The 24394-nt window shown below is 66.6% G+C and carries 34 protein-coding genes and 1 tRNA gene; 24 read left to right on the forward strand and 11 right to left on the reverse strand.

The genetic code is table 11. The annotated features are described in order from the left end of the window. On the reverse strand, positions 1–397 hold a 397-nt coding region (locus ABZY89_RS27395), incomplete at its 3' end, for a MarR family transcriptional regulator (protein WP_355232359.1). Between the two features lie 169 nt (positions 398–566). Here ABZY89_RS27395 and ABZY89_RS27400 point away from each other — a divergent pair. Genes ABZY89_RS27400 through ABZY89_RS27415 form a run of 4 tightly spaced genes read left to right on the forward strand, consistent with a single transcriptional unit; the run spans position 567 to position 2501 of the window. Continuing rightward, positions 567–968 carry a DUF1304 family protein gene (locus tag ABZY89_RS27400; RefSeq protein WP_355232360.1) on the forward strand — a complete coding sequence of 134 codons (402 nt, stop codon included), beginning with the start codon at positions 567–569 and terminating at the stop codon, positions 966–968. A 33-nt stretch (positions 969–1001) separates the two neighbouring features. Beyond that, the gene (locus tag ABZY89_RS27405) at positions 1002–1505 is read left to right on the forward strand and encodes a hypothetical protein (RefSeq protein ID WP_355232361.1); all 504 of its coding nucleotides are present in this window, start codon (positions 1002–1004) and stop codon (positions 1503–1505) included. Between the two features lie 42 nt (positions 1506–1547). Continuing rightward, the gene (locus ABZY89_RS27410) at positions 1548–1880 is read left to right on the forward strand and encodes a metalloregulator ArsR/SmtB family transcription factor (protein WP_355232362.1); all 333 of its coding nucleotides are present in this window, start codon (positions 1548–1550) and stop codon (positions 1878–1880) included. 3 nt (positions 1881–1883) lie between these two features. Next, complete coding sequence (locus ABZY89_RS27415) at positions 1884–2501, forward strand: SRPBCC domain-containing protein (protein WP_355232363.1); 618 nt, start codon at positions 1884–1886, stop codon at positions 2499–2501. Here ABZY89_RS27415 and ABZY89_RS27420 read toward each other — a convergent pair. The 3 genes from ABZY89_RS27420 to ABZY89_RS27430 are packed head-to-tail and all read right to left on the reverse strand — an operon-like array spanning position 2474 to position 5990. Then, positions 2474–3808, reverse strand: a complete 1335-nt coding sequence (locus ABZY89_RS27420; protein ID WP_355232364.1) for an MFS transporter — start codon at positions 3806–3808, stop codon at positions 2474–2476. The two genes, ABZY89_RS27415 and ABZY89_RS27420, sit on opposite strands and share 28 nt — an antisense overlap. Further along, positions 3805–4644 carry an SDR family NAD(P)-dependent oxidoreductase gene (locus ABZY89_RS27425; RefSeq protein WP_355232365.1) on the reverse strand — a complete coding sequence of 280 codons (840 nt, stop codon included), beginning with the start codon at positions 4642–4644 and terminating at the stop codon, positions 3805–3807. The genes ABZY89_RS27420 and ABZY89_RS27425 overlap by 4 nt, the downstream gene beginning before the upstream one ends. Beyond that, positions 4641–5990 (reverse strand): FAD-dependent oxidoreductase, encoded by a 1350-nt coding sequence (locus ABZY89_RS27430; RefSeq protein WP_355232366.1) that lies wholly within the window; start codon positions 5988–5990, stop codon positions 4641–4643. The genes ABZY89_RS27425 and ABZY89_RS27430 overlap by 4 nt, the downstream gene beginning before the upstream one ends. 111 nt (positions 5991–6101) lie before the next feature. On the opposite strand from ABZY89_RS27430, the gene ABZY89_RS27435 reads away from it, so the two are divergent. Next, a complete protein-coding gene (locus ABZY89_RS27435; protein ID WP_355232367.1) occupies positions 6102–6743 on the forward strand; it encodes a TetR/AcrR family transcriptional regulator in 642 nt (213 codons plus the stop codon). Between the two features lie 750 nt (positions 6744–7493). Here ABZY89_RS27435 and ABZY89_RS27440 read toward each other — a convergent pair. The 5 genes from ABZY89_RS27440 to ABZY89_RS27460 all read right to left on the reverse strand — a co-directional run bounded on the left by ABZY89_RS27440 (position 7494) and on the right by ABZY89_RS27460 (position 9399). Beyond that, the gene (locus ABZY89_RS27440) at positions 7494–7874 is read right to left on the reverse strand and encodes a nuclear transport factor 2 family protein (RefSeq protein WP_355232368.1); all 381 of its coding nucleotides are present in this window, start codon (positions 7872–7874) and stop codon (positions 7494–7496) included. Next, positions 7811–8092, reverse strand: a complete 282-nt coding sequence (locus ABZY89_RS27445) for an excisionase family DNA-binding protein (protein WP_355232369.1) — start codon at positions 8090–8092, stop codon at positions 7811–7813. Before ABZY89_RS27445 ends, ABZY89_RS27440 begins: the two co-directional genes overlap by 64 nt. A gap of 66 nt (positions 8093–8158) precedes the next feature. Beyond that, positions 8159–8234: transfer RNA gene (locus ABZY89_RS27450), tRNA-Ala, on the reverse strand. Positions 8235–8251: 17 nt separating this feature from the next. Then, the gene (locus ABZY89_RS27455; protein WP_218131262.1) at positions 8252–8371 is read right to left on the reverse strand and encodes a DLW-39 family protein; all 120 of its coding nucleotides are present in this window, start codon (positions 8369–8371) and stop codon (positions 8252–8254) included. Between the two features lie 80 nt (positions 8372–8451). Next, entirely contained in the window at positions 8452–9399 is a 948-nt protein-coding gene (locus tag ABZY89_RS27460) for a hypothetical protein (protein WP_355232370.1), read from the reverse strand. Positions 9400–9471: 72 nt separating this feature from the next. Here ABZY89_RS27460 and ABZY89_RS27465 point away from each other — a divergent pair, with 72 nt between their 5' ends. Further along, entirely contained in the window at positions 9472–10401 is a 930-nt protein-coding gene (locus ABZY89_RS27465; protein ID WP_355232371.1) for an MBL fold metallo-hydrolase, read from the forward strand. A gap of 723 nt (positions 10402–11124) precedes the next feature. Here the strand turns inward: ABZY89_RS27465 and ABZY89_RS27470 are convergent. Then, positions 11125–11340: a hypothetical protein gene (locus ABZY89_RS27470; RefSeq protein ID WP_355232395.1), complete on the reverse strand. Its 216-nt coding sequence runs from the start codon at positions 11338–11340 to the stop codon at positions 11125–11127. Here ABZY89_RS27470 and ABZY89_RS27475 point away from each other — a divergent pair. From ABZY89_RS27475 to ABZY89_RS27485, 3 genes are all read left to right on the forward strand, one after another. After that, complete coding sequence (locus ABZY89_RS27475; protein WP_355232394.1) at positions 11239–11589, forward strand: ankyrin repeat domain-containing protein; 351 nt, start codon at positions 11239–11241, stop codon at positions 11587–11589. The two genes, ABZY89_RS27470 and ABZY89_RS27475, sit on opposite strands and share 102 nt — an antisense overlap. A gap of 268 nt (positions 11590–11857) precedes the next feature. After that, complete coding sequence (locus ABZY89_RS27480; RefSeq protein ID WP_355232372.1) at positions 11858–14554, forward strand: N-6 DNA methylase; 2697 nt, start codon at positions 11858–11860, stop codon at positions 14552–14554. Between the two features lie 3 nt (positions 14555–14557). Further along, positions 14558–15034, forward strand: coding sequence for a hypothetical protein (locus ABZY89_RS27485; protein ID WP_355232373.1), 477 nt, complete (start codon positions 14558–14560; stop codon positions 15032–15034). 182 nt (positions 15035–15216) lie between these two features. On the opposite strand, the gene ABZY89_RS27490 is transcribed toward ABZY89_RS27485, so the two are convergent. Beyond that, a complete protein-coding gene (locus ABZY89_RS27490; protein ID WP_355232374.1) occupies positions 15217–15387 on the reverse strand; it encodes a hypothetical protein in 171 nt (56 codons plus the stop codon). A 217-nt stretch (positions 15388–15604) separates the two neighbouring features. On the opposite strand from ABZY89_RS27490, the gene ABZY89_RS27495 reads away from it, so the two are divergent. The 15 genes from ABZY89_RS27495 to ABZY89_RS27565 all read left to right on the forward strand — a co-directional run bounded on the left by ABZY89_RS27495 (position 15605) and on the right by ABZY89_RS27565 (position 24385). Next, positions 15605–16462: a helix-turn-helix transcriptional regulator gene (locus ABZY89_RS27495; protein WP_355232375.1), complete on the forward strand. Its 858-nt coding sequence runs from the start codon at positions 15605–15607 to the stop codon at positions 16460–16462. After that, the gene (locus ABZY89_RS27500; RefSeq protein WP_355232376.1) at positions 16455–16670 is read left to right on the forward strand and encodes a DUF397 domain-containing protein; all 216 of its coding nucleotides are present in this window, start codon (positions 16455–16457) and stop codon (positions 16668–16670) included. Before ABZY89_RS27495 ends, ABZY89_RS27500 begins: the two co-directional genes overlap by 8 nt. Further along, complete coding sequence (locus tag ABZY89_RS27505; protein ID WP_355232377.1) at positions 16667–17890, forward strand: MFS transporter; 1224 nt, start codon at positions 16667–16669, stop codon at positions 17888–17890. The genes ABZY89_RS27500 and ABZY89_RS27505 overlap by 4 nt, the downstream gene beginning before the upstream one ends. A 127-nt stretch (positions 17891–18017) precedes the next feature. Next, on the forward strand, positions 18018–18470 hold the full coding sequence (locus tag ABZY89_RS27510; protein ID WP_355232378.1) for a plasmid replication, integration and excision activator: 453 nt from the start codon (positions 18018–18020) through the stop codon (positions 18468–18470). Beyond that, positions 18470–18829 (forward strand): hypothetical protein, encoded by a 360-nt coding sequence (locus tag ABZY89_RS27515; protein ID WP_355232379.1) that lies wholly within the window; start codon positions 18470–18472, stop codon positions 18827–18829. The genes ABZY89_RS27510 and ABZY89_RS27515 overlap by 1 nt, the downstream gene beginning before the upstream one ends. 5 nt (positions 18830–18834) lie before the next feature. After that, on the forward strand, positions 18835–19011 hold the full coding sequence (locus tag ABZY89_RS27520) for a hypothetical protein (protein ID WP_355232380.1): 177 nt from the start codon (positions 18835–18837) through the stop codon (positions 19009–19011). A gap of 121 nt (positions 19012–19132) precedes the next feature. Beyond that, positions 19133–19414 carry a hypothetical protein gene (locus ABZY89_RS27525; protein ID WP_355232381.1) on the forward strand — a complete coding sequence of 94 codons (282 nt, stop codon included), beginning with the start codon at positions 19133–19135 and terminating at the stop codon, positions 19412–19414. Next, complete coding sequence (locus ABZY89_RS27530) at positions 19414–19701, forward strand: hypothetical protein (protein WP_355232382.1); 288 nt, start codon at positions 19414–19416, stop codon at positions 19699–19701. The genes ABZY89_RS27525 and ABZY89_RS27530 overlap by 1 nt, the downstream gene beginning before the upstream one ends. Next, positions 19701–19985 (forward strand): hypothetical protein, encoded by a 285-nt coding sequence (locus ABZY89_RS27535; RefSeq protein ID WP_355232383.1) that lies wholly within the window; start codon positions 19701–19703, stop codon positions 19983–19985. The genes ABZY89_RS27530 and ABZY89_RS27535 overlap by 1 nt, the downstream gene beginning before the upstream one ends. Then, positions 19985–20284 carry a hypothetical protein gene (locus ABZY89_RS27540; RefSeq protein WP_355232384.1) on the forward strand — a complete coding sequence of 100 codons (300 nt, stop codon included), beginning with the start codon at positions 19985–19987 and terminating at the stop codon, positions 20282–20284. Before ABZY89_RS27535 ends, ABZY89_RS27540 begins: the two co-directional genes overlap by 1 nt. A 1-nt stretch (position 20285) precedes the next feature. Then, a complete protein-coding gene (locus tag ABZY89_RS27545; protein ID WP_355232385.1) occupies positions 20286–20552 on the forward strand; it encodes a hypothetical protein in 267 nt (88 codons plus the stop codon). Further along, positions 20552–22282, forward strand: a complete 1731-nt coding sequence (locus ABZY89_RS27550; protein ID WP_355232386.1) for an FtsK/SpoIIIE domain-containing protein — start codon at positions 20552–20554, stop codon at positions 22280–22282. Before ABZY89_RS27545 ends, ABZY89_RS27550 begins: the two co-directional genes overlap by 1 nt. Beyond that, a complete protein-coding gene (locus tag ABZY89_RS27555; RefSeq protein WP_355232387.1) occupies positions 22279–22584 on the forward strand; it encodes a WhiB family transcriptional regulator in 306 nt (101 codons plus the stop codon). Before ABZY89_RS27550 ends, ABZY89_RS27555 begins: the two co-directional genes overlap by 4 nt. Continuing rightward, entirely contained in the window at positions 22581–22775 is a 195-nt protein-coding gene (locus tag ABZY89_RS27560; protein ID WP_355232388.1) for a hypothetical protein, read from the forward strand. The genes ABZY89_RS27555 and ABZY89_RS27560 overlap by 4 nt, the downstream gene beginning before the upstream one ends. Then, on the forward strand, positions 22772–24385 hold the full coding sequence (locus ABZY89_RS27565; RefSeq protein WP_355232389.1) for a replication initiator: 1614 nt from the start codon (positions 22772–22774) through the stop codon (positions 24383–24385). The genes ABZY89_RS27560 and ABZY89_RS27565 overlap by 4 nt, the downstream gene beginning before the upstream one ends. Positions 24386–24394: the final 9 nt, after the last annotated feature.

Raw genomic sequence — 24394 nt, forward strand, 5'->3', positions numbered from 1 at the left:
CGCGCAGCGAGGTGAGCGCCTCTCGCAGGGCTGACGCCAGGCGGGGGCCGAGGTGGTCGTTCCACTCCTGCTCGACGCTCATCACCACCTCGCGAGCGCGGTCAGCGGCATCCTGCCCGGCGGCCGTGAACCGGATCAGGCGCGCCCGGCCGTCTACCGGGTCCGGGACCCGCTCCACGAGCCCCTTGCTCTCCAGCGCCGCGACCAGCACGCTCGCGGTCTGCTTGGTGACCTGGGCCTGCTCGGCCAGGTCGACCAGGCGCGAGCCGTCCTCGGCGATCCGCTGGGCGAGCCGGGCCTGCGCGACGGTGATGTCGTAGCCGGAGTCCCGCATCGCGGAGATGACCCGTTCATCCATCGCCCGGTAGGCGATGAGCATGAGCGTTGCGACGTCCATCGAACCCCTTGACACTGTGCGGCACCCTGGTCAATATAGTCAGTGAGACTGACTATATCGCTCTCCGGTGTCCAGACACAGCCGTCTGTTCACGGGGCTCCGCCGGACGCGTGTTGCTGCCACGATTCTCCACAGCCTCGTCCGCCGAGGCCCGTCCCGAGCAGGTCCCATGAACGCAGTCGCGCAGCTCAGTGCCGGAATCTCCGCCCTGATCCTCATCGCCGTCTTCCCCCTCGAGGCCTTCTTCATCCACCGCCCCGAGGTCCAGCGGCTCCTCGGGATCGAGCCGAACGGCATCCGCAACGTCCACCTGTGGTCGTTCTGCATCGGCGCCCGCAACGCCCTCGCCGGCGTCGGCACGCTCGTCGGTCTCTGGATGGTGAACTTCGGCGACGAGTCCACCGGTGTCACCGTCGTGGCCGTCACCTCCATCTACATGTTGCTCGCCTCGTTGTTCATGGGGATCGCCGACGCCCTCGGATACTGGCTCCCACGCGGCGGCAGCATCCGAGGCACCATCGGCTCCGCCGTCCTGCCCGCGGTCGCGCTGATCGCGATCGCAGTCGGATAGCGGGATACCCTCCCGGCCACTACGCTCCGACCCATGGGCGCAGCGGTCATCTCGGGACTCTTCGCGGTGGCACTCGCGTGCCTCGCCTGGATATTCAAGAACGGCAGTCGCCGAGCCCGTCTCCTCAGCCGGATCGAGCGATACATCCAGCTCCTCAAGGACCTCCCCGAGGGACATCCGGCGCGCGTTCACCTGGACGCGGCGCTCGCCGCCGACACCGCGCAGCTGCTTGCCCTGACAGAACGGAAGACACCCGCGGCCGCTCGACGCCTCCAGGAGCCCTGGCTCCGTCCCGATTCGCGGCCGGCCGTGACGCCCGGCTCCGCCTACCCAGGCGGCGCTCCCGACGGAGACGAGCGGGACGATATCGACTGGATGGGCGACGAGCAGGAACGCCGGATCTCACCTCCCGAGTCCCTCGCCCAGGCGCGCCCGCGAGCGCTGCTGTCCGGACACGGGTCGACCGTTCTGTGGGTGCTCGCGGCCTTGGCCGCCGTTGCGACAGTCGGCCTGGTGGTCAACGATCTGCTGTTCTAACATACCTTGACAGGAATATTCCTTGTGAGGCATATTTAACGCATGCCCACCCGAGACGTCTTCAGCGTGATCGCCGACCCGACCCGCCGGCAGATCCTCGACCTGCTCTGTCAGCGCGAGATGGGGGTGGGTGAGCTCGTGGAGACCCTCGGGCTCGCCCAGCCGAACGTGTCCAAGCACCTGCGGACGCTGGGCGAGGCGGATCTGGTTCACGTACGCATCGACGGACCGCGCCGTCACTACCGGCTGCGTCCCGATCGGCTCCGGGAGCTGGAGGAGTGGCTGGCGCCGTACCGCCGGATGTGGGCCGATCGTCTCGATGCGCTCGAGCGCCACCTGGATCAGCTCGACGACCCTGACCACAAGGAGGACTGAAAGATGACCACGACGACCGGACCCATGGGCGAGGTGCTCCTCGACGGCGAGCGGAGGGGTCTTCGCTACGTACGCGTGCTCCGCCACTCACCTGAGAAGGTGTGGCGGGCCCTGACCGAGACGGACGGCCTGCGGCACTGGTTCCCGACCGACATCGTCGGCGAGCGTGCCGCCGGAGCCCGCCTGAGCCTCCCGTTCTGGCCCGAGGGCCTGGAGCTGGCGAGCACCACCGAGGCGATCGAGGAGATGGGTGTCGACCCGGACAGCTACGTCTCGGAAGGCGAGCTGCGGGTCTGGGACCCGCCTCGGACCTTCGAGTTCACCTGGGGGATGGACGGTCGCGAGGACCTGACCGACCTGCTCCGCTTCGACCTCGAACCCACCGACGACGGCACCCGCCTCACCTTCACGACCTGGCTCGCCGGCCCCACCGGCAACACGGACACCGCCGTCGGCTGGCACGTCTGCCTGGATGAGCTCGCCGACCTCCTCGACAAGGGCCCGTCTCCCATGACCGAGGAGGCCTCCGCCCGCGTCGTCCAGCACGTCAAGGACCGCACCGACGAACTGCGACCGACGTACGCCGCGCTCCTTCAGGACGCGGGTGAGTCCAGCTCGTAGCGGCGCTGCAGGAGGATCGCTCCGCTCATGAGGACGGCGGGCACGATCGTGAACCCGACGATCACGGCAACCAGTGCCGATTGCGACTGGATGACCTCCTCGCCAGCGGTGGTGGACACGAATCCGCCGAGACCGAGCACCCCTGCATACAGGTAGGGCCCGAGGGCTGTTCCCAGCGCCTCGGTCGCCGTCCACGCCCCGGTGTAGGCACCCGCGCGGGAGACGCCGGCGGACCTGGCGGCATCGACCGCGTCGGGAACCATCGCGAAGGCGAACAGCTGCAGGCCGGCGAAGGCCACACCAAGTGCGACGACCGCTGCGGCGGTGACCGCGATCCCGACCGCCGCACCGACCAGGAGCACCAGCGAACCGACCGCGAAGATCGACTGACACAGCAGCAGCCCGCGCTGCTTGCCGATCCGCCGCGACAGCGCTCGCCACCCGGGTCCGGCGACCAGAGCGGGGCCGAGGAAGAGCCCCATCAGCAACGCGGTCAGCTTCTTGTCGTCGAAGATGTGGTCGGTCACGAACGGCAACGCGGCCAGGAACAGATGCGTCGTCGTGCCTGTCAGCAGGTAGGAGAGCGCGAGAAAGCGGAAGTTCCGGTCGCGCCAGGCGACGCGGAGATCGTCGAGGGCCGAATGGGCCGCCCCCACCTCCGGCGGTCGTACGCCGCACTCGTCGGTGAGCCGTCGCACGCCTCTGATGGCGACGAACGCCGTGACCACGATGACGACACCGAGGATGACTGCCATCCGGGCGTAGGACGAGCGGGCTCCGGAAGCGGTCAACGCCGGAGCGATCACGCCCGCACTGAGCAGTCCGACCGTCAGAAAAGCCATCCGATAGACGAAGACCCGGGTGCGTTCGTGATAGCCGATGTCGAGGTCGGAGGCCGTCGTCAGATAGGGCACCTGGAAGCTCGCGAAGAGCAGGTTGCCGACGACCAGCCAGCAGCAGACCCAGACCGCGGCCGACCAGCCGTCGAGGCCACCCGGGACGGCGAAGAGCGCGGCCATCGCCACACCGAGCATGGCCCCGCGGGTCATCATCGAGCGGCGGTGCCCGAGGCGTACGGCTTCCCGGTCCGAGCGGGACCCGAGCAGCGGGTGGACGATCACGTCGACCACCTTCGGCGCCAGGATCGTCAGGCCCGCCAGGAACGGCGCGACGCCGAGGACGTCGGTGAGGAAGTAGAGCAGCAGCAGGCCCGGGACGGTGACCCACACGCCCATCCCGATGGAGCCGGCTCCGTACGCCGACAAGGTTCCGGCAGACGCGCTCCGGACGGTCGGCACCGTCGTCACGCCAGCCCCCGATGTCTGCGCACGAGGCCGGCGGCGATCTCGGCGGTGTCGAAGGAACCTGCGCGGGCCCGCGCGGCCAGGGTCCGCTGCACGATGCGGTCCGACAGCGCCGGCAGATGGCGCGCGATGAAGAACTCGACCGCACCCTTGCGAGTCGTGGTGACGTCGCGAAGAACACGAGGCGAGAGGGCAGCGCGAACGATTGCGTCCACGACACCCCCGAGAGGCTCGTAGGTGCTCATCCCCTCCAGAGAGAGCCCAGCTGCCGCGGTCGAGTCGTGGATCGGGCTGCGCACCGCCGACGGGTAGACGCAGGTGACGCCGACGTGGGTGCCGAGCTCGTGGCGCAGCGCGTCCGCGTAGGCGACCATCGCCCGCTTGGAAGCACCGTACGCAGCGGCCAACGGCAGCTGGAGCACCGCCATCCGCGAGGCGACCATGACCACCCGGCCGCGGTTCGCGACGAGCGCCTCCACACAGGCCGCCGTCACCCGCCAGGTGCCGAGCAGGTTGATGTCGAGCTGACGGCGCACCTCCTCGCTGGGGGCCAGCTCCGCCGGGGCCGGGCCGCCGATGCCCGCGTTGTTGACGAGGATGTCGAGCCCTCCGCCCAGCCGGGCGACGGCGTCCGCGACGGCCTCGGAGACGCTCGCGTCGTCGGTGACGTCGCACTCGATGACGGGGTAGAGCTCGTCGCCGCCCGGCCGGAGGTCGAGGCCGACGACCTGCGCTCCAGCGGCGACGAGGCGGGCTCCGAGCGCTCGGCCGATGGTGCCTGAGGCACCGGTGATCAGCACCCGCTTGCCGCGTACGTCCTGCTGGTCCTGCTTGCTCATGCGCGGGCTTCCTCACTGCTGATCGATCGGGTGCGGGACGGGCCGACGCGGCCGATCCCTGCCGCGAGCTCCCGAGGCACCGCGGCGACGTACTGGTCGAAGTCGATGCGCATCATCGGCCGTTTCGCTCCCCATCTCGCCAGTGCCGCGGCGTATGCCTTGGTCGTCGCGGCCCGTTGTGCGGCGGGCGCGGGAAGCCCGTAGCGACCGCTGAAGCAGGCCGCGACGAGCTTGGCCTGAGCCTCGACGACCGGCAGCGCTGCCCCGGTCGACTGCATCAGACCGGTGAACGCCAACGTCGGGTCCTCGAGGTGGAAGACCCGCATGAACAGCGGCATCGACTCTGGGTCGCTGCCCGTCCATTCCTCGCTCAGGAACGGCAGGCTCACGCGGTATCCCGTGGCCCAGACGATGACGTCGACCTCCCTCGTGCTCTTGTCGGTGAAGGTGACGGTGTTGCCGTCGAAGCGCTCGATGCCCGGTCGCGCGATCACCTCACCGTGGGTCAGCCGATGCAGGATCGTGTCGCTGATGGTCGGATGGTTCTGGAACAGTCCGCCCGCCGGCGCCGGCAGACCGTACGCCTCAGGCCGGCCGACCGCGACCCGCAGCATCGTCTCGGCGATACGCTGCCGGAGCCGCCAGGGCAGCCGTGCGAGGGCAGCGCCGGTGGCGTCCGCGGGACGTCCGAAGAGATACTTCGGCACGATGTGGCTCCCGTGGCGTGCCGAGAGCAGGACCGGTCCTGAGCTGACGTGGGAGGCGTCGACGGCGATGTCCATCGCCGAGTTGCCCATTCCCACCACCAGGACCCGCTGACCTGCGAAGACGTTGGCCGAACGATAGTCGTGGGCATGCATCTGTCGGCCCGCGAAGTCGCCGGGATACTCCGGCTCGGGCCAACGGGGGTCCCAGTTGTGACCGTTGGCGACCACGACCGCGTCATAGGAGCCGGTCGTCACGCCTGTCGATCCGGCGGCCGTCACCTCCCAGCCCTCCCCGGTGCGGCGTACGCCTGTGACGGTCGCGCCGAAGCGGATTCGCCCGGTCACGCCGTGCTCATCGGCGTAGTCCTTCAGATAGCCGGCGATCATGTCCGCGGAGGGATAGTCGGGCCAGCCCTCAGGCATCGGGAAGTCGGCGAACTCGGTCCTGCCCTTGCTGGTGTTGAGATGGAGGCTGTCGTAGGCGGGCGACAGGCCGCTCGCGTTGTCGCGCGCCCACAGCCCGCCCGGCCGGTCGCCACGCTCGAGCACGGTGACCGACAATCCCTCCTCGAGCAGCGCCTTCGCCGCGGTGAGGCCGGCTGCGCCGGCACCGATCACCGCCACGTCGGTGACGTCCATGAGCCCTCCTGAAGTGTCCAAGTCGGCGTCAGTCAATCGCATGATGGAGAGCGCGGCAAGACTGTCCCGAGGATTTCTCCAACAACTGATGGAGACGGTTATCCTCAGGCCATGAGCCAGAAGCCCGACGACGTTCACAGTCGAGAGCGGATCCTGGTCGCCGCGACGAACCTCTTCGCGGAGCGCGGCTACGACGCCACCAGCACGCGCGCGATCGCGGACGCCGTCGGGCTCAACATCGCCACTGTCGCCTATCACGTCGGCAGCAAGCCACAGCTCTACCGCGAGGTGATGCGTCGCGCCCACGAGGCACAGCGTGCGGTCGTGCTCGACGCACTGAAGCACCTGGAGTCCGCCGGGCCCGCTCCTGAAGAGACGGTGGCCGGGCTTCTCGATTTCGTCGACGCGTACCTCGCGTTCTGCCTCGACCACCGCGAAGTGCCGGCGCTGTGGATGCGGCGCTGGCTCTCGGAGGGCAAGAACCTCATCGAGTTCGAGAGCGACCTCGCCGGACCGCTGATCGCCGACGTCGTCAGCGCGGTGCGAGCCGCCTTGTCCCGCGCCCGGATCGGCGACGACGTCGACGTCGAGATGCTGGTCTTCACGATCGTGTGGACGTCACACTCGTTCGGTCAGGCCGGCGTCATCGATGCCGCCGGCAACCGGGTCCCTCCCGGCGACAGCGCGACCCTGGACCGGTTCCGCAAGCACTTGCACGCCCTCGTCGAGCGGATGATCCCGGCGCGAGACTGACCGGGTCGCATCGCGTTCTGCCTGGTCAGAGTGGGTGGAGCATAGGGGACTCGAACCCCTCACCCCCTGCTTGCAAACGACAATCTGTTCGAATCATGGGGATGGTCGACCGGCTGCCCCCGCCCTCGTCATCGGCCGAGTTCCTAGCCCGAGATCGACTGGCTATCGCGGGGGTGTGGTCAGGGTCACATGCATCGGTTGGCGGGTGGACGGTTACCGTAAGTGCACCAACGGAGCGTGCCAAGGGGTGCCTTCTCCTACATGGTGAGTGACACCACGCAGTGCGCCGTTGGTGCCGCGATCTCGGGTAGCGACTCGGGATCGCGGTCTAGTTGGCGGGCTCGGTTGTGGGGCCTGCCGGCGAAGGGCTGAAGAGGGGTACGGTGCGACGGCTCCCCCCGACGTCGTGATCGTGCCGAAGGACTGGCGTTGCTCGTGAGTGAGGATCAGGGTTCTCCACGAGGGATTGCGGTTCTAGCTGCTGGCCCTGGAGAGTGAGCGCTTGGTCTTCGGACTGGGCGCTCTTCTTCATTTGCGCGGCACGTAGGGGGACCGGCCGCCAGGCCGCACGCCCCCGGAGGCCAGGCTGTCGATGATGGTCTCAACAATCTGCTGGACCTGCTGATCGTCGTACGTGTGCGGATCTGATTGGCCCGGGTGCCCTGCGTGCGCAGTTCGGCTGCAACTGCAAGGGGGTCGAGCTCGCCCGTACGCAGTCGCTCGGCGAGGGTGAGAAGTAGCCCAGGGGAGCTATTCCTGATTGCTCCACGTACCGGTCCAGTCATACAGCGGAGCTGTGGTGGCGTATTCGCGGAGGTACGAGATGTGATCGCCGTGGAGCCTCGCAATCGTGGATCCCTCGAAACCGGCGGCTTGGCCTCGCCAGGTGCATGCGAAGCTCCACTCAGCCATCATGAAGTCACCGGCTGCGGCAATTGTCGTGATGTCCCAGGCGTCGACGCGACCGCCGGCGGCAAACCACGCGTACATCCATTGCTCCACACGTCGGCGACCCCGGTAGACCGGTCCATAGGACTCGATCACTACGCAGTCATCGGTCAGCGTGGTCAGCACCGCGCCGACGTCGTGGCGCCGCCATGCATCGATGTAGGTGTGCAACTGAGTCGCCACTCGGCGAACCTTAGCGAATCGGCCGGTGTGCCAAACGCGTACAGCCCGGCTTGCATGCTCACGTTCGGATGGGGCAGCACCCGCCTCGAGCGTCCATCCTCCAGAGATCGGATCCGGCCCTGCGCAATCAGCGTGCGCACCTTGGTCTCGCCAAAGCCGAGCTGCTCAGCGACCTCACGCACGGTGAGGAAACACCCTCGCCCTCGCCGCAGCAGCATTGCTGTACTTTGCTGCTGCAGTTGGCCGAGTCGGCCTGGCCGAGAACCGGAAACCGGTCTCTGACCTGGTGGAGCGTAGGGGACTCGAACCCCTAACCCCCTGCTTGCAAAGCAGGTGCGCTACCAATTGCGCCAACGCCCCGGACGGGTGTCCGTCGGTCAGTTCACCTTGTCGGTCGCCGCGGCCCAGTGACCCTTCTCGGGGTTGGACTGGTCGAGCTTCTTCTTGGCGAGGATGATGCCAGCCGCGGCCAGCAGTACGAGGACGATCTTCTTCATGTCTTCTCCTGCAAGTCGTGGTGGGCATCGCTGCCCGTTAGACCAGGAAAGCGTACCGGCCCGCCATGAAGCGTACGAAATCAACCGGCCTCGGGGTCGGGGGCGAGGCCCAGGGAGGCGATCGGGGTGCAGGTCATGTGGGTGCTCGCCCACATCCGGCCGGTCAGGATGCCGAACCCGCGCGCCGCGGGCCGGCTGTAGGGAGAGGCGCCGGACTCGTAGGTGGTGATGAGCTCGCCCGAGACCTCGACGATCGCCTCGGCCATGTTGGGGAACCTGAACTTACGGCGGACCGCACCGACGCGGCCGTCGGGCTTCCGCTCGCAGATGAAGATCGTGCTCGGCCGGTGCCTGCCGAATGAGGAGGAGAAGACGTACTCGTCGCGGCGCACGACGACGCCCTGGACCTTGGGCGGGGTGGTGGTCGAGAGGATGGGCTCGGAGAAGTCCCACTCACCGTTCGCGCCCTTCTCGTAGGCGAACAGCGTCTGGTTTCCGAAGCCGCCGACATAGAGGTGGTTTCCACGGATCCGGCAGTAGGAGCCGGCGGCCACCTTCGCCGGCGCCTCGATCGGCTCGACCTCGGCGCCCTTCTCCGCGTTCCGGATGACCGAGAGCGAGTAGCGGTAGAGCCGGCCGGTGCCGCCGCCAGCACCCTTGGAGACCCAGACGTCGTCGCCGTCGATCGCGACCCCACCGGCGTGGCCTGGACCTGCCTTGCCGTTGTGACCCACGAGCAGCACCTCGGCGGCGATCTTCCCGCTCTTCAGGTCGACCAACACCAGCGCCGAACCCTTGTGGTGGGAGTAGTAGCTCTGGGCGAGCATGTTGGTGTCCGGGCCGTAGCCCAGCCCCTGCGGCGTCCAGTCGTCGGTGCCACCGGTGGCGAGCGTGTTGGGGATGAGCGGGCCGACGCGACCACCCAGCCGCTGCCCCCACCTGTCGGTGCGCTTCATCCCGCCCTTGACCCACCGGCGAGTACGTCCCGGGATGGAGTCGAGGTCGAACGGGAGGTCGATCTTCGTCATGATGGTGATATTCGCATGCGGTTCCTACCGCGGTCGGATGGCGGGCCGTGCCATGGTCGCTAGGTTCTTCGTGTGACGAGCGACCCCGCTGCTTCCCCTGCCACGCCGACGGCTCGAGAGCTGATCGGCGCCCTGACCGGATTCGGGCGCGGCATGCTGCGTCCGCGCCGACCGGACGAACGACTTCTCTCCTCGATCACCGACGCCGGCTTGCCCGCGGGCGACCGAACGGTGACGGTCAGCACGATGCCTCAGGTCCCGCGCAGCCTGCCCGCCGGCGGCCTCATCGAAGGCGCGGGCCTCCACCGGCGCGTACGCAACGCGATGACCTGCTTCGTGATCACTCATCCCGAGGCTACGTTCGTCGTCGATCCGTCCTACTGCCGCGACGCCCCCGAACGAGCCCTGAGCGAGCTCCCGGCCATGCTGCGACGCCTGGTCACGCCCCCGGCGGACACCATTGCCACCGTCGACTCACTGCAGACGGCGCTGCTCAAGCCGGACTTCGCCCTCCCGACCCACGCACACTGGGACCACGTCTGCGGCCTCCTGGACCTGCCCGGCCTGCCGGTACGCCTGCGGACCACCGAGCGCGACTGGATCCTCGGCCCGGGTCGGCCTCCTGTCGGCGGCGTGCGCCCGGCCCTGACCGACGGCCGGCCCGTGGAGACGTACGACCTCGACGGCCCGCCCGTCGCGACCTTCACCGCCTCTCACGACCTGTTCGGCGACAGCTCCGTCCTGCTGGTCGAGCTCGCCGGCCATACGCCGGGCAGCATCGGCGTCCTCGCCCGAACCCCGTCGGGCTGGGTCCTGATCGCCGGCGACGCCGCCTGGCACTACGACCAGGTCGATCTGATCAGGCAGAAGCCGGCCTTCCCCGGAGACCTCGTCGATGAGGACCGAGACGCCGCCTTCGCCACCCTCCACCGCCTGCACCTGGCTCGCCACCTGATGCGCGTAATCCCCACCCACGACCACGACGCGTCCAGCCGGCTCTGAACCAAGAACCCCTCATCATCGGCCGATCTCCTGGAGCCGGGATCGTCCCGATATCGCGGAGTGGACGCAGGCGCGTGCATCTGTGGCGCGTGACTGGTTACCGTGTTCGGCACCAACGGAATATTCAGGGTGACTCCTCCTACGTGGAGAGCGACACCACGAAGTGTGCCGTTGGTGCCGTGGTCTCGGGTACCGACTCGGGGCCGCGGTCTAGTTAACGAGCCTCCGACGGGTGTGCGCGGAGGGTGGGAGAGCGTACGCCGCGTAGGCGTACTCGAGGGGACTTCGCGGGCATCCGACGAGCCCTGAAAACGAGGAAGAGGCCCCCGAAGGAGCCTCTGACCTGGTGAAACTGCTGTGCGCTTAGGAGGACTTGAACCTCCGACCCCCACATTATCAGTGCGTGGCCTGCCCTCCGGCTGCCCACATTCACCCTTCTTCGATGCGGGATCTCAACGGGTTGAGCGTCGGTTGTTGTTGGCTGTTTTGGGGCCTTCGGGGGCCTCTGGGGGGCCTCGATCTGTGGCACGTACGTTGGTCCGTATCGCGGGGGCGGAGCGTCACCCGTTCCGGCACCTGGCCCCCTCGGCGGGGGTCTGGGGGCTTGCCCCCACGCTGCCCAACATCACCGATCATAGAAGCGTCGCGGGGAGTGTCCCCACTGGTAACAGCGCCCACCTCCCCCTCGTCATCAGCGTGTTGCCGTGCCTGGCGGCCGACGTGTCAACGATCGCCGATGAAGCTGGATCCGTACGGGTCTGTTGCGTCGGAGCCGTCCGGCTGGTCATGCTTGTGAGCATGGATCGCGATGGCCGTCAGGAACTTCACGATCGAGCGGTGCATGGTGATGTTCCTGGTATCCGGGCACGTCTGGCGGCTGGCGATGATGTCGCTGCTGCTGATCGGCAGGGTTTCACCGCATTGCATTTCGCTGCCCAACAGTCGTGGGCTGAGGCAGTTCGGGTCCTTCTGGCTGCTGGCGCGCCCGTGAACGCACAAGATCGCTTCGGTAATACGGCGTTGTGGCGTGCTGTGTTCAGCTCGGATGGGTCGGTTGACACGGTGGCTTGCCTTGTCGAGGCTGGCGCGGATCCGGACATCGTCAATGGCGCTGGCAAGACGGCCAGGGAGATGGCGACGACACTGGGGAAGGACCAGGTCGTGAGGCTGTTCGCTGATACGCGTTGATGGAGCTGCTGCGCCTGGTCGAGGGCGTCCCTTGCCTACGGGCTTGGGGCGCTCTTCTCGTTTGGCCCATAGCCGGCGGGACGGGGGTGCGCGGAGGGACCGGCCGCCAGGCCGCATGCCCGGAGCGCGGGGGTCCCTGGCCCGCCGGCGGCGGGCCAGCGCGCGGAGCGCGCCTTGAGTCAGTAGAGAAAGTTCTCACGCGACTCCACGGTCGACATTGCGAACAATCGACCCAGTTTGATGGTAGCGTCAACGCCGTGAGGACCCCATGACAGACAGCAAGTTCGGCGCACTGGCCGATCTCAGCAACGAGGCGACAGTCGAGCAGTTCTTCGTCGCCCGACTGCTGAAAGACCTCGGCTACAAAGACTCCCAGATCAAGCCAAAGGCGACGATCGCCGAACTCAAGGTCTCCAAGGGCCGCAAGAGTGAGATGTGGCGGCCTGACTACGCCATCACCGTCGGGACAAAGGTTCGGTGGATCTGTGAGGCAAAGAGCGTAGAAGAGAATCTCGACGACTGGGTCGGGCAGTCGCAGAGCTACTGCCTGGCGCTAAATAGCAGCCAGGCAGACAACCCTGTCGAGTTCTTCATGCTCACGAACGGCGTCACCACTCGGGTATACCGGTGGGACGACGCCAGCCCAGTAGCCGAAGCGTCGTTTGGCGACTTCGTCGAGGGCAATCAGGCGTACGCGGCAATCCGCGCACTGCTCGCCCCCGATGCGTTCAAGGCAACGCCCAAGTCGGCACCTGTCGCCAAGGGCGAGCACATCCTGCGCCGCCGGTCGGTCTCTGACTTGAACGCCGACTTCGCCTGGGCACACCGCCTCATCTACAAGCGCGACAACCTGAGTTACAACGCAGCCTTCATGGAGTTCGTGAAGGTCATCTTCCTCAAGCTCAACTCGGACCGCGAGGCACACGCCGATCCCAACGCACGGGTGCTCGACGACCAATCGACCGTCGTTCCTGCCGAGTCGGTGAAGTTCTCAAGCGCGTGGATCAATTCTCGCGAGGAGGACACCCCGAGCCCGCTCGACACGATTCTCTTCCAGCGGCTGCTGAGCGACTTCGAGATCAACATCACGAAGGGTCGCAAGAAGCGGATCTTCCCGAAGGGCGAGCGCCTGCTGCTCTCTCCAGACACGCTCCGCGCTCTCGTCGAGCGGCTGGAAGAGGTCGATCTCATCAGCATTGACGCCGACCTCAACGGGCGCATGTTCGAGACGTTCCTTAACTCGACCCTTCGCGGAAAGGCGCTTGGTCAGTACTTCACGCCTCGCAGCGTCGTCAAGCTCGCAACGGGGCTGGCACAGTTGCGAGCTGATGACCAGCACGTCGATCGGGTTATCGACGCCTGCTCGGGCACCGGCGGCTTCTTGATCGAAGCCCTGGCCGACATGTGGGCAAAGATCGATGCCAACACCTCGCTGTCAAACAAGCGTCGCGAGGAGCTCCGCATGCAGGTGGCTGAGAAGTCCCTGATCGGCGTCGACGTCGCCCGTGATCCGGCTTTGGCTCGCATTGCCCGAATCAACATGTACCTGCACGGTGACGGCGGGACGAGCGTCTACCAGCTGGACTCGTTGGACAAGAGCGTATCGACTACCCCGACCGACGATCCCGAGATTGTTCAGGAGAAGGCGGAGTTTCTGGAGCGTCTGAAGCAGGCTGAGATGACGTCGGGCGGAACGGGGCCAATCGGCCTCGCGGACGTGGCTCTCACAAATCCGCCATTCGCGAAGGAGTACACACGCAACGAAGAGGGCGACGCGAAGCTGCTCGACAAGTACGTTCTCTCGTACGACACGAGCGGTGGCGCGAAACGTCCGCTCAAGTCCTTGAGTTCGATGGTGATGTTCCTCGAGCGCTACTACGACCTCCTCGGACCACGTGGGCGGCTGGTGACAGTCGTCGACGACAGTATCCTTGGCGCTCCGCGGCACAAGAAGGTGCGCGAATGGATCCGCAAGCACTGGATCGTCCGAGCGGTCGTCTCACTCCCTGGTGACGCATTCCAGCGGTCCCAGGCCCGCGTCAAGACGTCGCTCATCGTGCTGGAGAAGAAGACCTCGCCTACCGAGGAACAGCCTGCCGTCTTCATGTACTACTGCTCTTGGGTGGGCATCGACGATCCGTCCCGGGCACGGATCCTGCCGGTGGACGCCGAGAATCGAGAAAAAGCCCGCGAGGAGATCGAGCGCGTTAACGCGCTGTACCGGTCGTTCCAAGCGGGAGAACCGGAAGCCGCCGCTTGGACCGTCAGTGCCGAAGCCATCGCCGACCGCTTCGACGTGAAGGCGTGCCTGCCAGAGGCTGAGGCACGGGTCCCTGACTGGGAGGCGGCCGGATTCACCATTCAGCCTCTCGGAGATCTGCTCGAGCTTGCGGTGACCGCGGAGAACGTCGCGGATCGCGTAATCGACACAGGAGAGACCGACGAGCTGGTGACCTATCTCAGGGTCCGGTACGACGGCTTCTGCGAGGCCGGCGACGAGGTGTCGACCGCTGACATCACGAGGCAGACTCTGACTCGCGTTCAGACGGGCGACTTCGTATTCAGCCACATCAACGCCATCCATGGAGCCGTCGCCGTCGTGCCCGAAGAATTCGACGGGCTCGTGGTCACGAGCGAGTACACGGTGTGCCGACCGAGTTCCGACCTCTCAGCGAGCGTCATCTGGGCGCTCGTGCGCTCTCCCGAGGCGCGTGCGGAGATGCTCTTGCTGGCGACCGGAATCGGGCGAACCCGAGTGCGATGGGCCGAGCTGAGGAAACTCCAGCTTCCCCTGCCCGACGAGGATGTCCAAAAGCGGATCGATGACGCGGTGAATCGCGCGAACCAGGCCGAGGAGGACATGCGTCGGCTGCGAGCCGAGGCGAACCAGACCGCGTCGATCGAGATGCTCCTCGACAGCGAGCGCTCACGGTCGATCATTGCCGCTTTCAAGCCCCCGCGGTAAGCCATGAAGGACGACGTCGAAGCATTCCTGATCGACGCGGCAGACTTCGCCGGGGGGACGGTGGACGATGTGCTCGCGCGTGTCCTGCACGTGGGCGACGGCGCATTCGCCGCGGTCGTCGCCGCCATGGACAACGCCACGAAGATGCTAGCAATGCGGCTCGATCGTGAGATCCGGGTCCGCAACCCCGGTCTGCAGTACGTAGTGCGCAGCATGTTCGTGGGCTACCGACGGGAAGGCGACATGCCTTTGTCGATCGGGGAACGATCGCAGATCTTCGTGAGCGTGATCCGCAACAGTTCTCGACTAGAGGTGGTGCTCCCGCTCGACCCGGACAGCATTGTCGCAACGCCCAATGTGCAGGATCTTCGGGGCAAGGGGCACCACGGCGTCGGCGATGTCCGGGTGTCGATGCATGACGACTCGGACATCGATCGCTTCCTCCGCGACTTCGACTACTGGCTGAGGCCCCGTCCTTGACGCAGGTGGACCACGAGTACCAAAGACGTTGGTCGCAGCGTTAGTCGTGCCCGGGAAACTTATTAGGTGTTCTGGCGCCGCGCAGTAGGCATGAAGAGTGTGCAGCTCTGGCCGAGATGGATGACCCGGTCCGACCCACATCGGCACGATGACGCCGCCGGGCCACGGCTCGGAAGCAAGCCCTACCGATACCGGTCGTTCCACACGTTGATGCTGCTTTTCGCTGGCCGGATCTCGTTGGCGGGCAGCCAGGCGTGCCTGATCTCTGGTGCTGCGTACGTGGTGTCGACCCAGATCACCCAGGCGCGCCACCTGCCTTTGTGCAGCTCCCACTTGAGGATGAGGCCAGGCATGGGTGGCGGATAGTTCCGGCGTTTGCGATGCACCCAGACGTGTAGCCAGTGCCTGGGCTCGGGCCAGGCGTCGTTCTTGGGAGGGTTGGCCGACACGCCTCAAGTATCGAACACATGTTCTATTGGCTCAAACGCGCGGACGCCTCGGGCAGGTCCTGTTGCTGGAGGCAGCGAACCGCTAGGCTGCCTATGCACGAATGAATCAGGAGGCGAGTCGGTGACAGACGCGGTGCTTGTGCGCCTAGGGGCGGAGCTTCGGCGGTTTCGCGAGGATGCGGGGCTGTCTGGCTCCGAGGTCGCGCGCGCCCTGGGGTGGTCGCAACCGAAGATCTCGCGAGTGGAGACCGGGCGGTTCGCGGCTTCACTCGAAGAGATTGCGACCCTGCTCGACTATTACGGCTCGCCTGAGGAGGTGCGGGCGGAGCTGCTCGCGACCGTTGCGCGTCGCGAGGGCATGGCCGGGGCCTGGGTGGTTCGAGCTGGTGGGACTCGTCGGCGTCAAGGTGAGATTCAGGCGGTTGAACAGCGGGTGGAGCGGTTGCGGCAATACCAAGCGGTGATCGTCCCCGGTCTCCTGCAGACACGGGCCTACGCCCGGTCGGTGGCTGAGGCGATGGGCTTCGCCGAGTCGGCAGCGATTGCTGAAAGGCGAATGGCCCGACAAGAGGCATTCAAGGCGAGCACGCCCGGCCGATATGAGGTCGTTCTCGACGCTCGTGCCTTGCTGCGCTGGGCGGGCGGTCGGTCCGTGATGATCGAGCAGCTACAGAGTCTGATTGATACGGACGTGAACCTGGTCGACCTGCGGATTCTTCCGCTCGGGAGCGACGCTGCCGCGATGACGGTCGGCGGCTTCTTGGTCTATGAGTTCAGCAGTGACAAACCCGCGGTGATCATGCTGGAGTCTCAGACGGCGGATACGTACTTGTCTGACGAGGTCGACGTGTCTGCCTACGGGTCGGTCTTCGACCGGCTGCAGAAGGACGCTCTCAGCGTCGAGGCGTCGCGGCAGTATCTGGAGCGGTCCCTTCGTGAGTTGCGGAGCGGACGGGAGATAGGAGCACACGATGGATGAGAAGTGGCAGAACGCGAACTGGCGCAAGAGCACCGGTTCGGACTCGGGCGGCTGTGTCGAGGTCGCCATGGTGGACGGCACTATCGGCGTTCGCGATACCAAAGCCAATGGTGAGGGGCCGGTCCTCGAGTTCAATGAGCACGAATGGAAGGCCTTCCTCCAAGGCGTCGGCAACGGCGAATTCACGATGGATGCCCTGAGCCGGTGACAACGTCGGTGGAGGCCCAGCAGTCGACCAACAGCCCGCGGGGGTTGCGTCGACTGCTGGCCTCTACCGGTGTCTCGATGGTCGGCCAGGGGGCGGTGAGCGCTGCTGTCCCGCTTCTGGCAACGACCCTGACCGACGATCCCTTCTGGGTCTCGGTAGTAGCTGCTTCGACGTACGCGGCCTGGTTTATCATCGGGTTGCCAGCTGGCGCACTTGTGGATCGCTGGCCCCGCCGGCAAGTGATGGTCGCGGCGGACCTGATTCGAGTCGTTCTGCTTGCCGCCCTGATGGCTGGCGCGGCACTCGATCTGCTCTCGGTCGGAGCGCTGGCCCTGGTCGTCTTCTTGATCGCCTGCGCTGGATGCTTCTTCGATCCAGCCGCGCAGGCAGGTATCCCGATCCTTGCTGGACGCGATCCTGCAACACTTGCCCGGGCCAATGGCCGCTTCTGGACCCTTGACATTCTCGGGCGCTCCCTGCTTGGCCCGCCGCTCGGAAGCGCTCTTTTCGCGGTGGCGGTGATGCTGCCGCTCGGACTGAACGTGCTCACGTTCCTCGCGTCCGCGCTGCTCCTCGTTGGTATCCGCGGTCTTGGTGCGCCAGCGAGCGAGCATCCAGCTGAGCCGGTACTTAAGGCGGTTAAGACCGGTGGCGTCTACCTGATCAAGCACGCCCAGCTGCGGATGCTCACACTCGGGATGGGTACGTACAACCTGGGCTACAACATCGCGTTCGCGACGTTCGTCCTGTTCGCCACCGAGCATCTGGGACTGAAGCCGGGGGCCTTCGGCGTCCTCCTGGCGATGCTCGCCGTGGGTGGCCTCGTCGGTGGGTGGATAGGTCCACGTCTGCATGTGCGCTTCTCCGTCATGTCGACGTACGCGATCTGCCTGGCAGTGCAGTCGGCGGGCTGGCTGCTGATGCTGGTGACCCCGAGCGTCTGGCTCACGGGCACGCTCCTCGTCGCGGTCGGCTTGGTCTCGACTGTCGTGAGCGTTGTCGGCGGAACTGCCCGCCAAAGCCTCACGCCGGACCACCTCCTTGGCCGCATCACGGCAGGAACGCGGGTCGTCGGCATCGGTTCGGCTGCCCTTGGGTCGCTCATTGGCGGGGGAGTGGCGCAGGCGGGCGACTTGACGACGCCGCTCGTCGTCGCTGGTGCGTTCTTGCTGGTCGGAGCCGCATTCTTCGCGTTCGCAGCGCTCCGCCGGCCCCACTGATCCCCTAGGGCCTTTCGTCCCGAATCGTGCTGTCGCACGGTCAGCGCTTGACTCGGGCTATTCACTCGTGCATAGTCGTGGTTATGCAGTAGTGAATAGGTCGCTACTCGAACAAGGAGATCAAACAATGGCGATGCCGCGACGACTGAACATGAAGTTCGACGGACCGTTCCCGAACGGGGCCTACCTGGTGGGTGAGGTCACCCCGGTGCTGGACTTCAACGCGGGCAAGCGGCCGGATGGGTCGATGCCGCAGAAGATCGATGAGGAGTCCGGGCTGCCGGTCTGGACCGTGCCCGTGCTGGATGCGGACCCGGAGGCCCGTAAGAACGAGAAGACGGTCAACGTCAAGATCCTCGCGAAGCACCAGCCGGTGCCCCCGGCCAACGACACCGGCCTGCCGTTCGTGCCGGTCGAGTTCACCGGCCTGATCGCGGTGCCGTGGATCGACACCAACGGTCCCCGTCCGCGTCTGCAGTGGTCGCTGACGGCCTCCGAGATGATCGCCCCGAGTGCGACGGCCCCGGCCGGTGCCTCGAAGACTGGCACCAGCTCGACCTCCACGAAGGCGGCTGCCTGATGCGGTCCCACGAAGCGGCCTGGGTCGCAGAGCTGCTGATCCTGCTCCCCGAGGTCGACCTGATCGATCTCCGTGTCGGGACGCATCGTCTGGAGGTCGGTGACGACTACTACGGCCCGCTCCAGGCGGTCGAGCTCCACGTCCACGCCGAGGGATGGGAGGCAGCCGAGGCACTGTCTGAGTCGCTCCGGCTGCGCGAAGCCAAGGGCCGCACGTTCGAGGCAACCCACAGCGAGGGCACCTTTCACGAGCGCGCGTGGCAGGGATGGGCTACCGACGGCTCGCGGGACATGCCCTGCTGGGTCCGGGTCATCGGCGCGGAGTACATCCCGGCAATCGCAGACCCCTGGGCCGCGTGATCGGCGTGAGCCTCTACCTCGTGTGGATCGGTGACGGGTCCGACCCGGCGCACCTGGCCGGACTCAACGCCGATCTCACCCTGTGCGGCCAGCCCAACGCGGGTAGCCGCTGGTCGTGGGACTACCCCGACCTCTCCACCCCGGTGTGTCCGGTCTGTCGCGGGAAGGCGGCAGGTCTGTGAGCACACCCCAACCTTCGCCCGCTGGCCGTCGCGTTTGGGAAGGCGTGGCGGCTGGCGGGTCCCAACTTCACCCAACTTCAACAGCACTCGTAACCACTCGTAGCAAGGGAAGGCACGTCTGATGGTGACCGCACGACGCAAGGACCTGGACGCCTGGGCCGACATTCTCGGGGTCGACAACGACGCTGACGCGATGACGGCGCTGTCCAACTACTACGGCCGTCTGCTGACGGTCGCCGGAGAGCTGAACTGGTTTCAGAAGCGCTTCGAGACCTCCGGCGTTGTGGGCGGGGACGACATCCTCGTCTCCCTCAACGACGCCGCAACCGACACCCTCAACGCGGCCGATGGGCTCCGGCTCCTGCGCCGCTCCTTCGAGCGTCACGAGCGAGGTGTCGCGTGATGTGGGGCCAGCGAAACGTCGACCTCGACGTCTGGGCTGATGCGTTGGGCGTCCACAACGATGCTGACGCGATCGCGGAGCTGCGGAAGCTGTGCGCGCAGTTGCAGGGGATCACGTCCGAGCTGCACAAGATCAGCAACCGGCTGCCCGATCGCGGCCGCTCGGCCACCTACGCCGAAGAGGCTCGCAACTTCGTCGGGACCGCTGCTGACGGGCTCTATGAGGCCAATGACGGTCTCTTCACCATCGCTCAGGCCTTCGGTCGTCACGAGCGGGGTGAGTCGTGATGGTGCACATCTATCGAGACCTCGACTCCGTCGCGACCGCCCTGGGGGTCACCAACGATGCCGACGCATGCGCGGTGATGCGCCACCTCGAGATTCAGGCTTCCGAGCTGTCGTCGGCTCTGCTTCGCCTGCACAACTCGGTGCCCCAACACGGTCGCCGCATCACCGCGATTGACGAGTTCGCCATCGCGATCCATGAGGCGTCCAAGAAGGTCAACGACGCCTGGACCCAGCTCCTGGACCTACGTCTCGATTTCCAGGCCCACGAGCGGGGTGAGTCGTGATGTGGGGCATCTACGGCGGCGGCTCTGGCCTCCGCTCCGATCTGGACGCCTGGGCCGATGCCCTCGGCGTACGCGGTGATGACGCCGCGTTGGGCGTGCTGCGGCGGGTCTCGAGCGACCTCACCGAGGTGACCATGCGCCTGGACCTGGTCCACGCCTCCATCGGTGGCGGGTCCTCGGTCTACAGCCTGACCATCGCCGAGAACATCCGGGCCTCGAAGTCCTCGGCCTCGGCCGCGCTGACCGAGGTCGGCCTGGTCGTCGCCGCATTCAAGCGACACGAAAGGGGAGTGTCCTGACATGGTCCTCGATCTGGATCAGTGGGCTCGCGCCCTGAACGCCAAGAACGATGAAGACGCCTTCCGCGCGGTACAGACCATCCGGTCGAACCTCGCCCGGTGTCAGCAAGACCTCATGTTCGACGTGGCCAAGAAGTTCGACTTCGCACCCATCAAAGAGGACTGGGTCGGCGCTCGCGTCCGACACGCACTGATGGACATGGGCGAAGCCCTGGACACCCTCTACCTCCTAGAGTCCAAGTTCCGCGCTCACGAGCGAGGTGCGTGATGGGTGACTGGATCGCGGGCAAGTTCCGCGCTGCAACGTTGAAGCTTCTCATGGCCTCGGTCTGGGTGCTGTGGTCTGTGGTCCGTCGACCCGGCCTGGTCCTGCCCCTTGCGGTGCTCGGCTGCTTCCTCGCGGTCCTGGTCGAGCTGGGCAACCGTGAGGGCTGGGGCTTCGTCGCCTTCGTCCTCGCCGGATGTCTGATCTCGCTGGGTGGGTCACTGGCGGCCTGGTGGCATTTCGCCTCGACCTCGTTCACGCGCTTCGTCGTTCCGGTCGGTCGACGTGCTGGCCGGTACGCCCGGAACTGGGTGAACCGCTGGTTCTGGTACGGCCTGATGTGGACGTTCTGGATGCGCCGCTGCGGCCTGACCACCACGGATCGTCACTCCGGTCGGGTCCTGGCCCCGCGGCTGGTCAAGGTGGCCTCCACTCCGGCCATGGACCGGCTCCTGATCCGTCTGCCGGCGGGCATGGCCCCCAGCCTCTTGGAGGGCTGTGACGAGGAGATCGCCAACGCCATGAAGGCATCCGAGGCTCGGGTTCGTGCCCACAAGCCGGGGATGTGCTGGCTGGAGTTGGAGAAGCGCAACCCCCTGACCGCGACCATTGCCGCGCTCCCGGTCCCGACTGGCCCTGACGCCCTGGATGTGGCGCGCCTAGATGGGCTCCACATCGGCTACACCGACCTCCTGGAGCCCTGGCTCCTCAAGGTCCGAGGCACCCACACACTCCTCGCTGGTGAGACCGGCGCCGGGAAGGGCTCGGTGGTCTGGTCGCTGCTGCGCTCGCTGGCTCCGTTCATCAAGGCGGGCCTGGTGCAGGTGTGGGCCATCGATCCCAAGGGCGGGATGGAGCTGGAGTTCGGCCGCGACATGTTCGCTCGCTATGAGCGCGACGACTACGAGGCCATGGCCAAGATGTTCGAAGACGCCGTCGGGGTGATGGATGACCGCACCATCGATCTGCGTGGGGTGGCTCGCTCCTTCACGGTCTCGCAGTCCTCGCCGCTGGTCATCCTCCTGGTTGACGAGCTGGCCGACGTGACCGAGCTGAATGAGGACCGTCAGATCCAGAACCGGATCGAGTCCGCCATGGGTCGGCTGTTGACCAAGGGTCGCGCCCCGGGGTTCTCGGTGTTCGCCTGCACCCAGATCGTGACCAAGGACGTCGTCCGGTGGCGTGACCAGTTCCCCACCCGGATCGCGCTGCGGCTCAAGACCTCCGGACAGGTGGAGATGGCTCTGGGCGAGGACGCCCACAAGGCCGGTGCCTACTGCGAAGCCATCCCCGAGGACCTGCCCGGCATTGGCTACGTCTACCTCGACGGCCGCAAGAACCCCGTCAGGGTCCGGGCTGCCTACGTCACCGATGAGGAGATCCAAGACATGAACAAGCACTACCCCGCCACAGGTGCGGTCGAGCTGCTCCCCACGGGCCGACGCGACCAGCACACCGACACCACCGAGACCGATACGACGACGCTCGACCCTCGATCGGCCGAGGTCGGCAACCTCATCGGCCTGGCCGAGTCCGACCTGGTCCCTGCCGTCTCCACGGCGAAGAACACCCGACCGGGCGACAACCGGCCTCCTCGTGGGCCTTCGACCCCGAACGGTGCGCCTCGCACCCGCAAGCCGCGTAAGCCCCGCACCCGTCACACCTCGCCCGACGTCGTTGCCGGTGAGGTCGTCAGCTCCACCGACTCGGCCGATGCGGAGGTGTTGTCATGAGCATCCAGGCATGGGAGGAAGCCGCCTCGTGCGCCACCCGGGAGAACCGGGGCCTTCCCTGGACCGTCGACACCGCGATGCTCCCGCCTGTCCTGGTGGACATCATGAAGGCCACATGCGACGGCTGTGCCGTCCGTTCCGCCTGCAACTCGTACGCCCTCGAAGAGCGGGTTTCTGGTGGCATGTGGGCCGGGTCCGACCGTGCCTCTGAGCCCGCCGACCTGCTCGACCTCATCGACGCCATCCCGATGACCGCCCCGGAGGTTGACCCGGTGGTTGACCCGATGGTGGTGGCCGCATGACGACCTGCACGGCGAACCTCAACAACGAGGACCACGTCCACACCTGCACCCGTCCCGGTGGTCACCGCCTCTCGGGTAGCCACATCTGCCCGACCTGCTCGGCCCGCTGGATCAGTGACGCCGAGTGGGCACAGATCCAGCAGGGGCTCCCCGCCAACATGGGACACGACGGTCAAGGACGGCTCTTTTGACCGCCTCGACCCTCGATGCTCCGGGCATCCACAGTGACGCATCCTCCTCGACCTCGGCGGGCACTGGCTCGTTTCCGGGGTACGGGGAGGATGCGCCGCTGGATCTGTCCGGCCTCACCGACGCCGGTCTCCAGGCCGTCACGTCTCGTCTGATCGACAAGAGCTTTGACGCCTTCGCGGAGACCGCTGCAGCGGTGAAGAACTGCGCCCGCCCGATCCGGCTGACCGGCCGGTCTCGAACGTTCGAGCGTTCCCAGGTCTCCGAGCTGCGCGCCGCGCTCTACAAGACCTACGGCCCCGGACAAGTCGCGCTCGGGGACCACGTCGCGGCATTCTCCTCCGAACAGGCACCCCTCGGTGTGCTCTACCGGCCCTGCGGCAACCGCCGCGCCGACGTGTGCCCCTCCTGCTCACGGACCTACGCCCGCGACACCTTCGCGATGATCGATGCCGGTCTGACCGGTGGCAAAACCGTCTCCGCCACCGTGGCAGACAACCCGCTGCTCTTCGCCACCCTGACAGCGCCATCGTTCGGGACCCACGCTCACCGCCACGACAAGGCTGGCAAACGCTGCCGTCCTCGTGCCCGCGACAAGGGTGCCCGCTGCCCCCATGGCCGGCCGATCTCGTGTCACAAGATCCACTCCGCCACCGATGTCATCGTTGGCGCGCCATTCTGTCCCGACTGTCACGACTGGACCACCGCCATCGTGTGGCAGTGGTGGGCGCCCGAGCTGTGGCGACGCACGACGATCGAACTCAAGCGAGCTCTGGCCAAGCGCCTCGACGTACCCGAGTCGCGCCTCAAGAACGTCGCCTCGGTGCAGTTCGTCAAGGTCGCCGAATACCAGACCCGGGGCCTGGTCCACTTCCATGCCCTGCTCCGCCTCGATGGCCACGACGGCCCCGGGTCACCCGCACCCCTGGACGGCATCGACCTCGCCCAGCTCCTGGCCGAGACCATCGCCAAGGTCACGTTTGAAGCGCCCCCGGTCGACCACACCGGCGTTACTCGGGTGCTGTCGTGGGGTGACCAGGTCGATGTCCGTGTCGTGCGTGAGGGTGACCGCACCGACGACCCTGAGGCTGCTCTGACACCGGGTCAGGTGGCGGGGTATCTGGCCAAGTACGCCAGCAAGGATGTCTCCTCGGTTCGTCTCGAGGACACCACCCGGCCCCACCTGGCGCGGCTGACCTCGACTTGTTACGACATCTTCGAGACCTCCGATGCTCTCTACGGCGGCCAGGACAACCCCTATGAGCTGGTCAAGAAGTGGGCCCACATGCTCGGCTTCCGCGGCCACTTCTCCACCAAGTCCCGCCGCTACTCGATCACCCTCGGACGGCTCCGCCGGGCTCGTGCCCGCTATCAGCAGATGGTCACCGACGCCCGCCGCAACGGGGAGACCCTCGAACAGATCTCCACCGCCGAGATGGAAGCCCGGCTCCTGGCCGAAGACGACGAGGAGACGACTCTCGTCATCGGCGAATGGGCCTACCAGGGCACCGGATGGACCAACCCCGGAGACGAAGCACTCGCCCTCGCCGCGGCAGCTCGCGCCCGCGAATACGACCGATGGAAGGCCCAGACCAAGAACATCAACCGATGAGGGGAAGCA

The organism is Nocardioides sp. NPDC006303, assembly GCF_040613175.1.
GTDB lineage: Bacteria > Actinomycetota > Actinomycetes > Propionibacteriales > Nocardioidaceae > Nocardioides.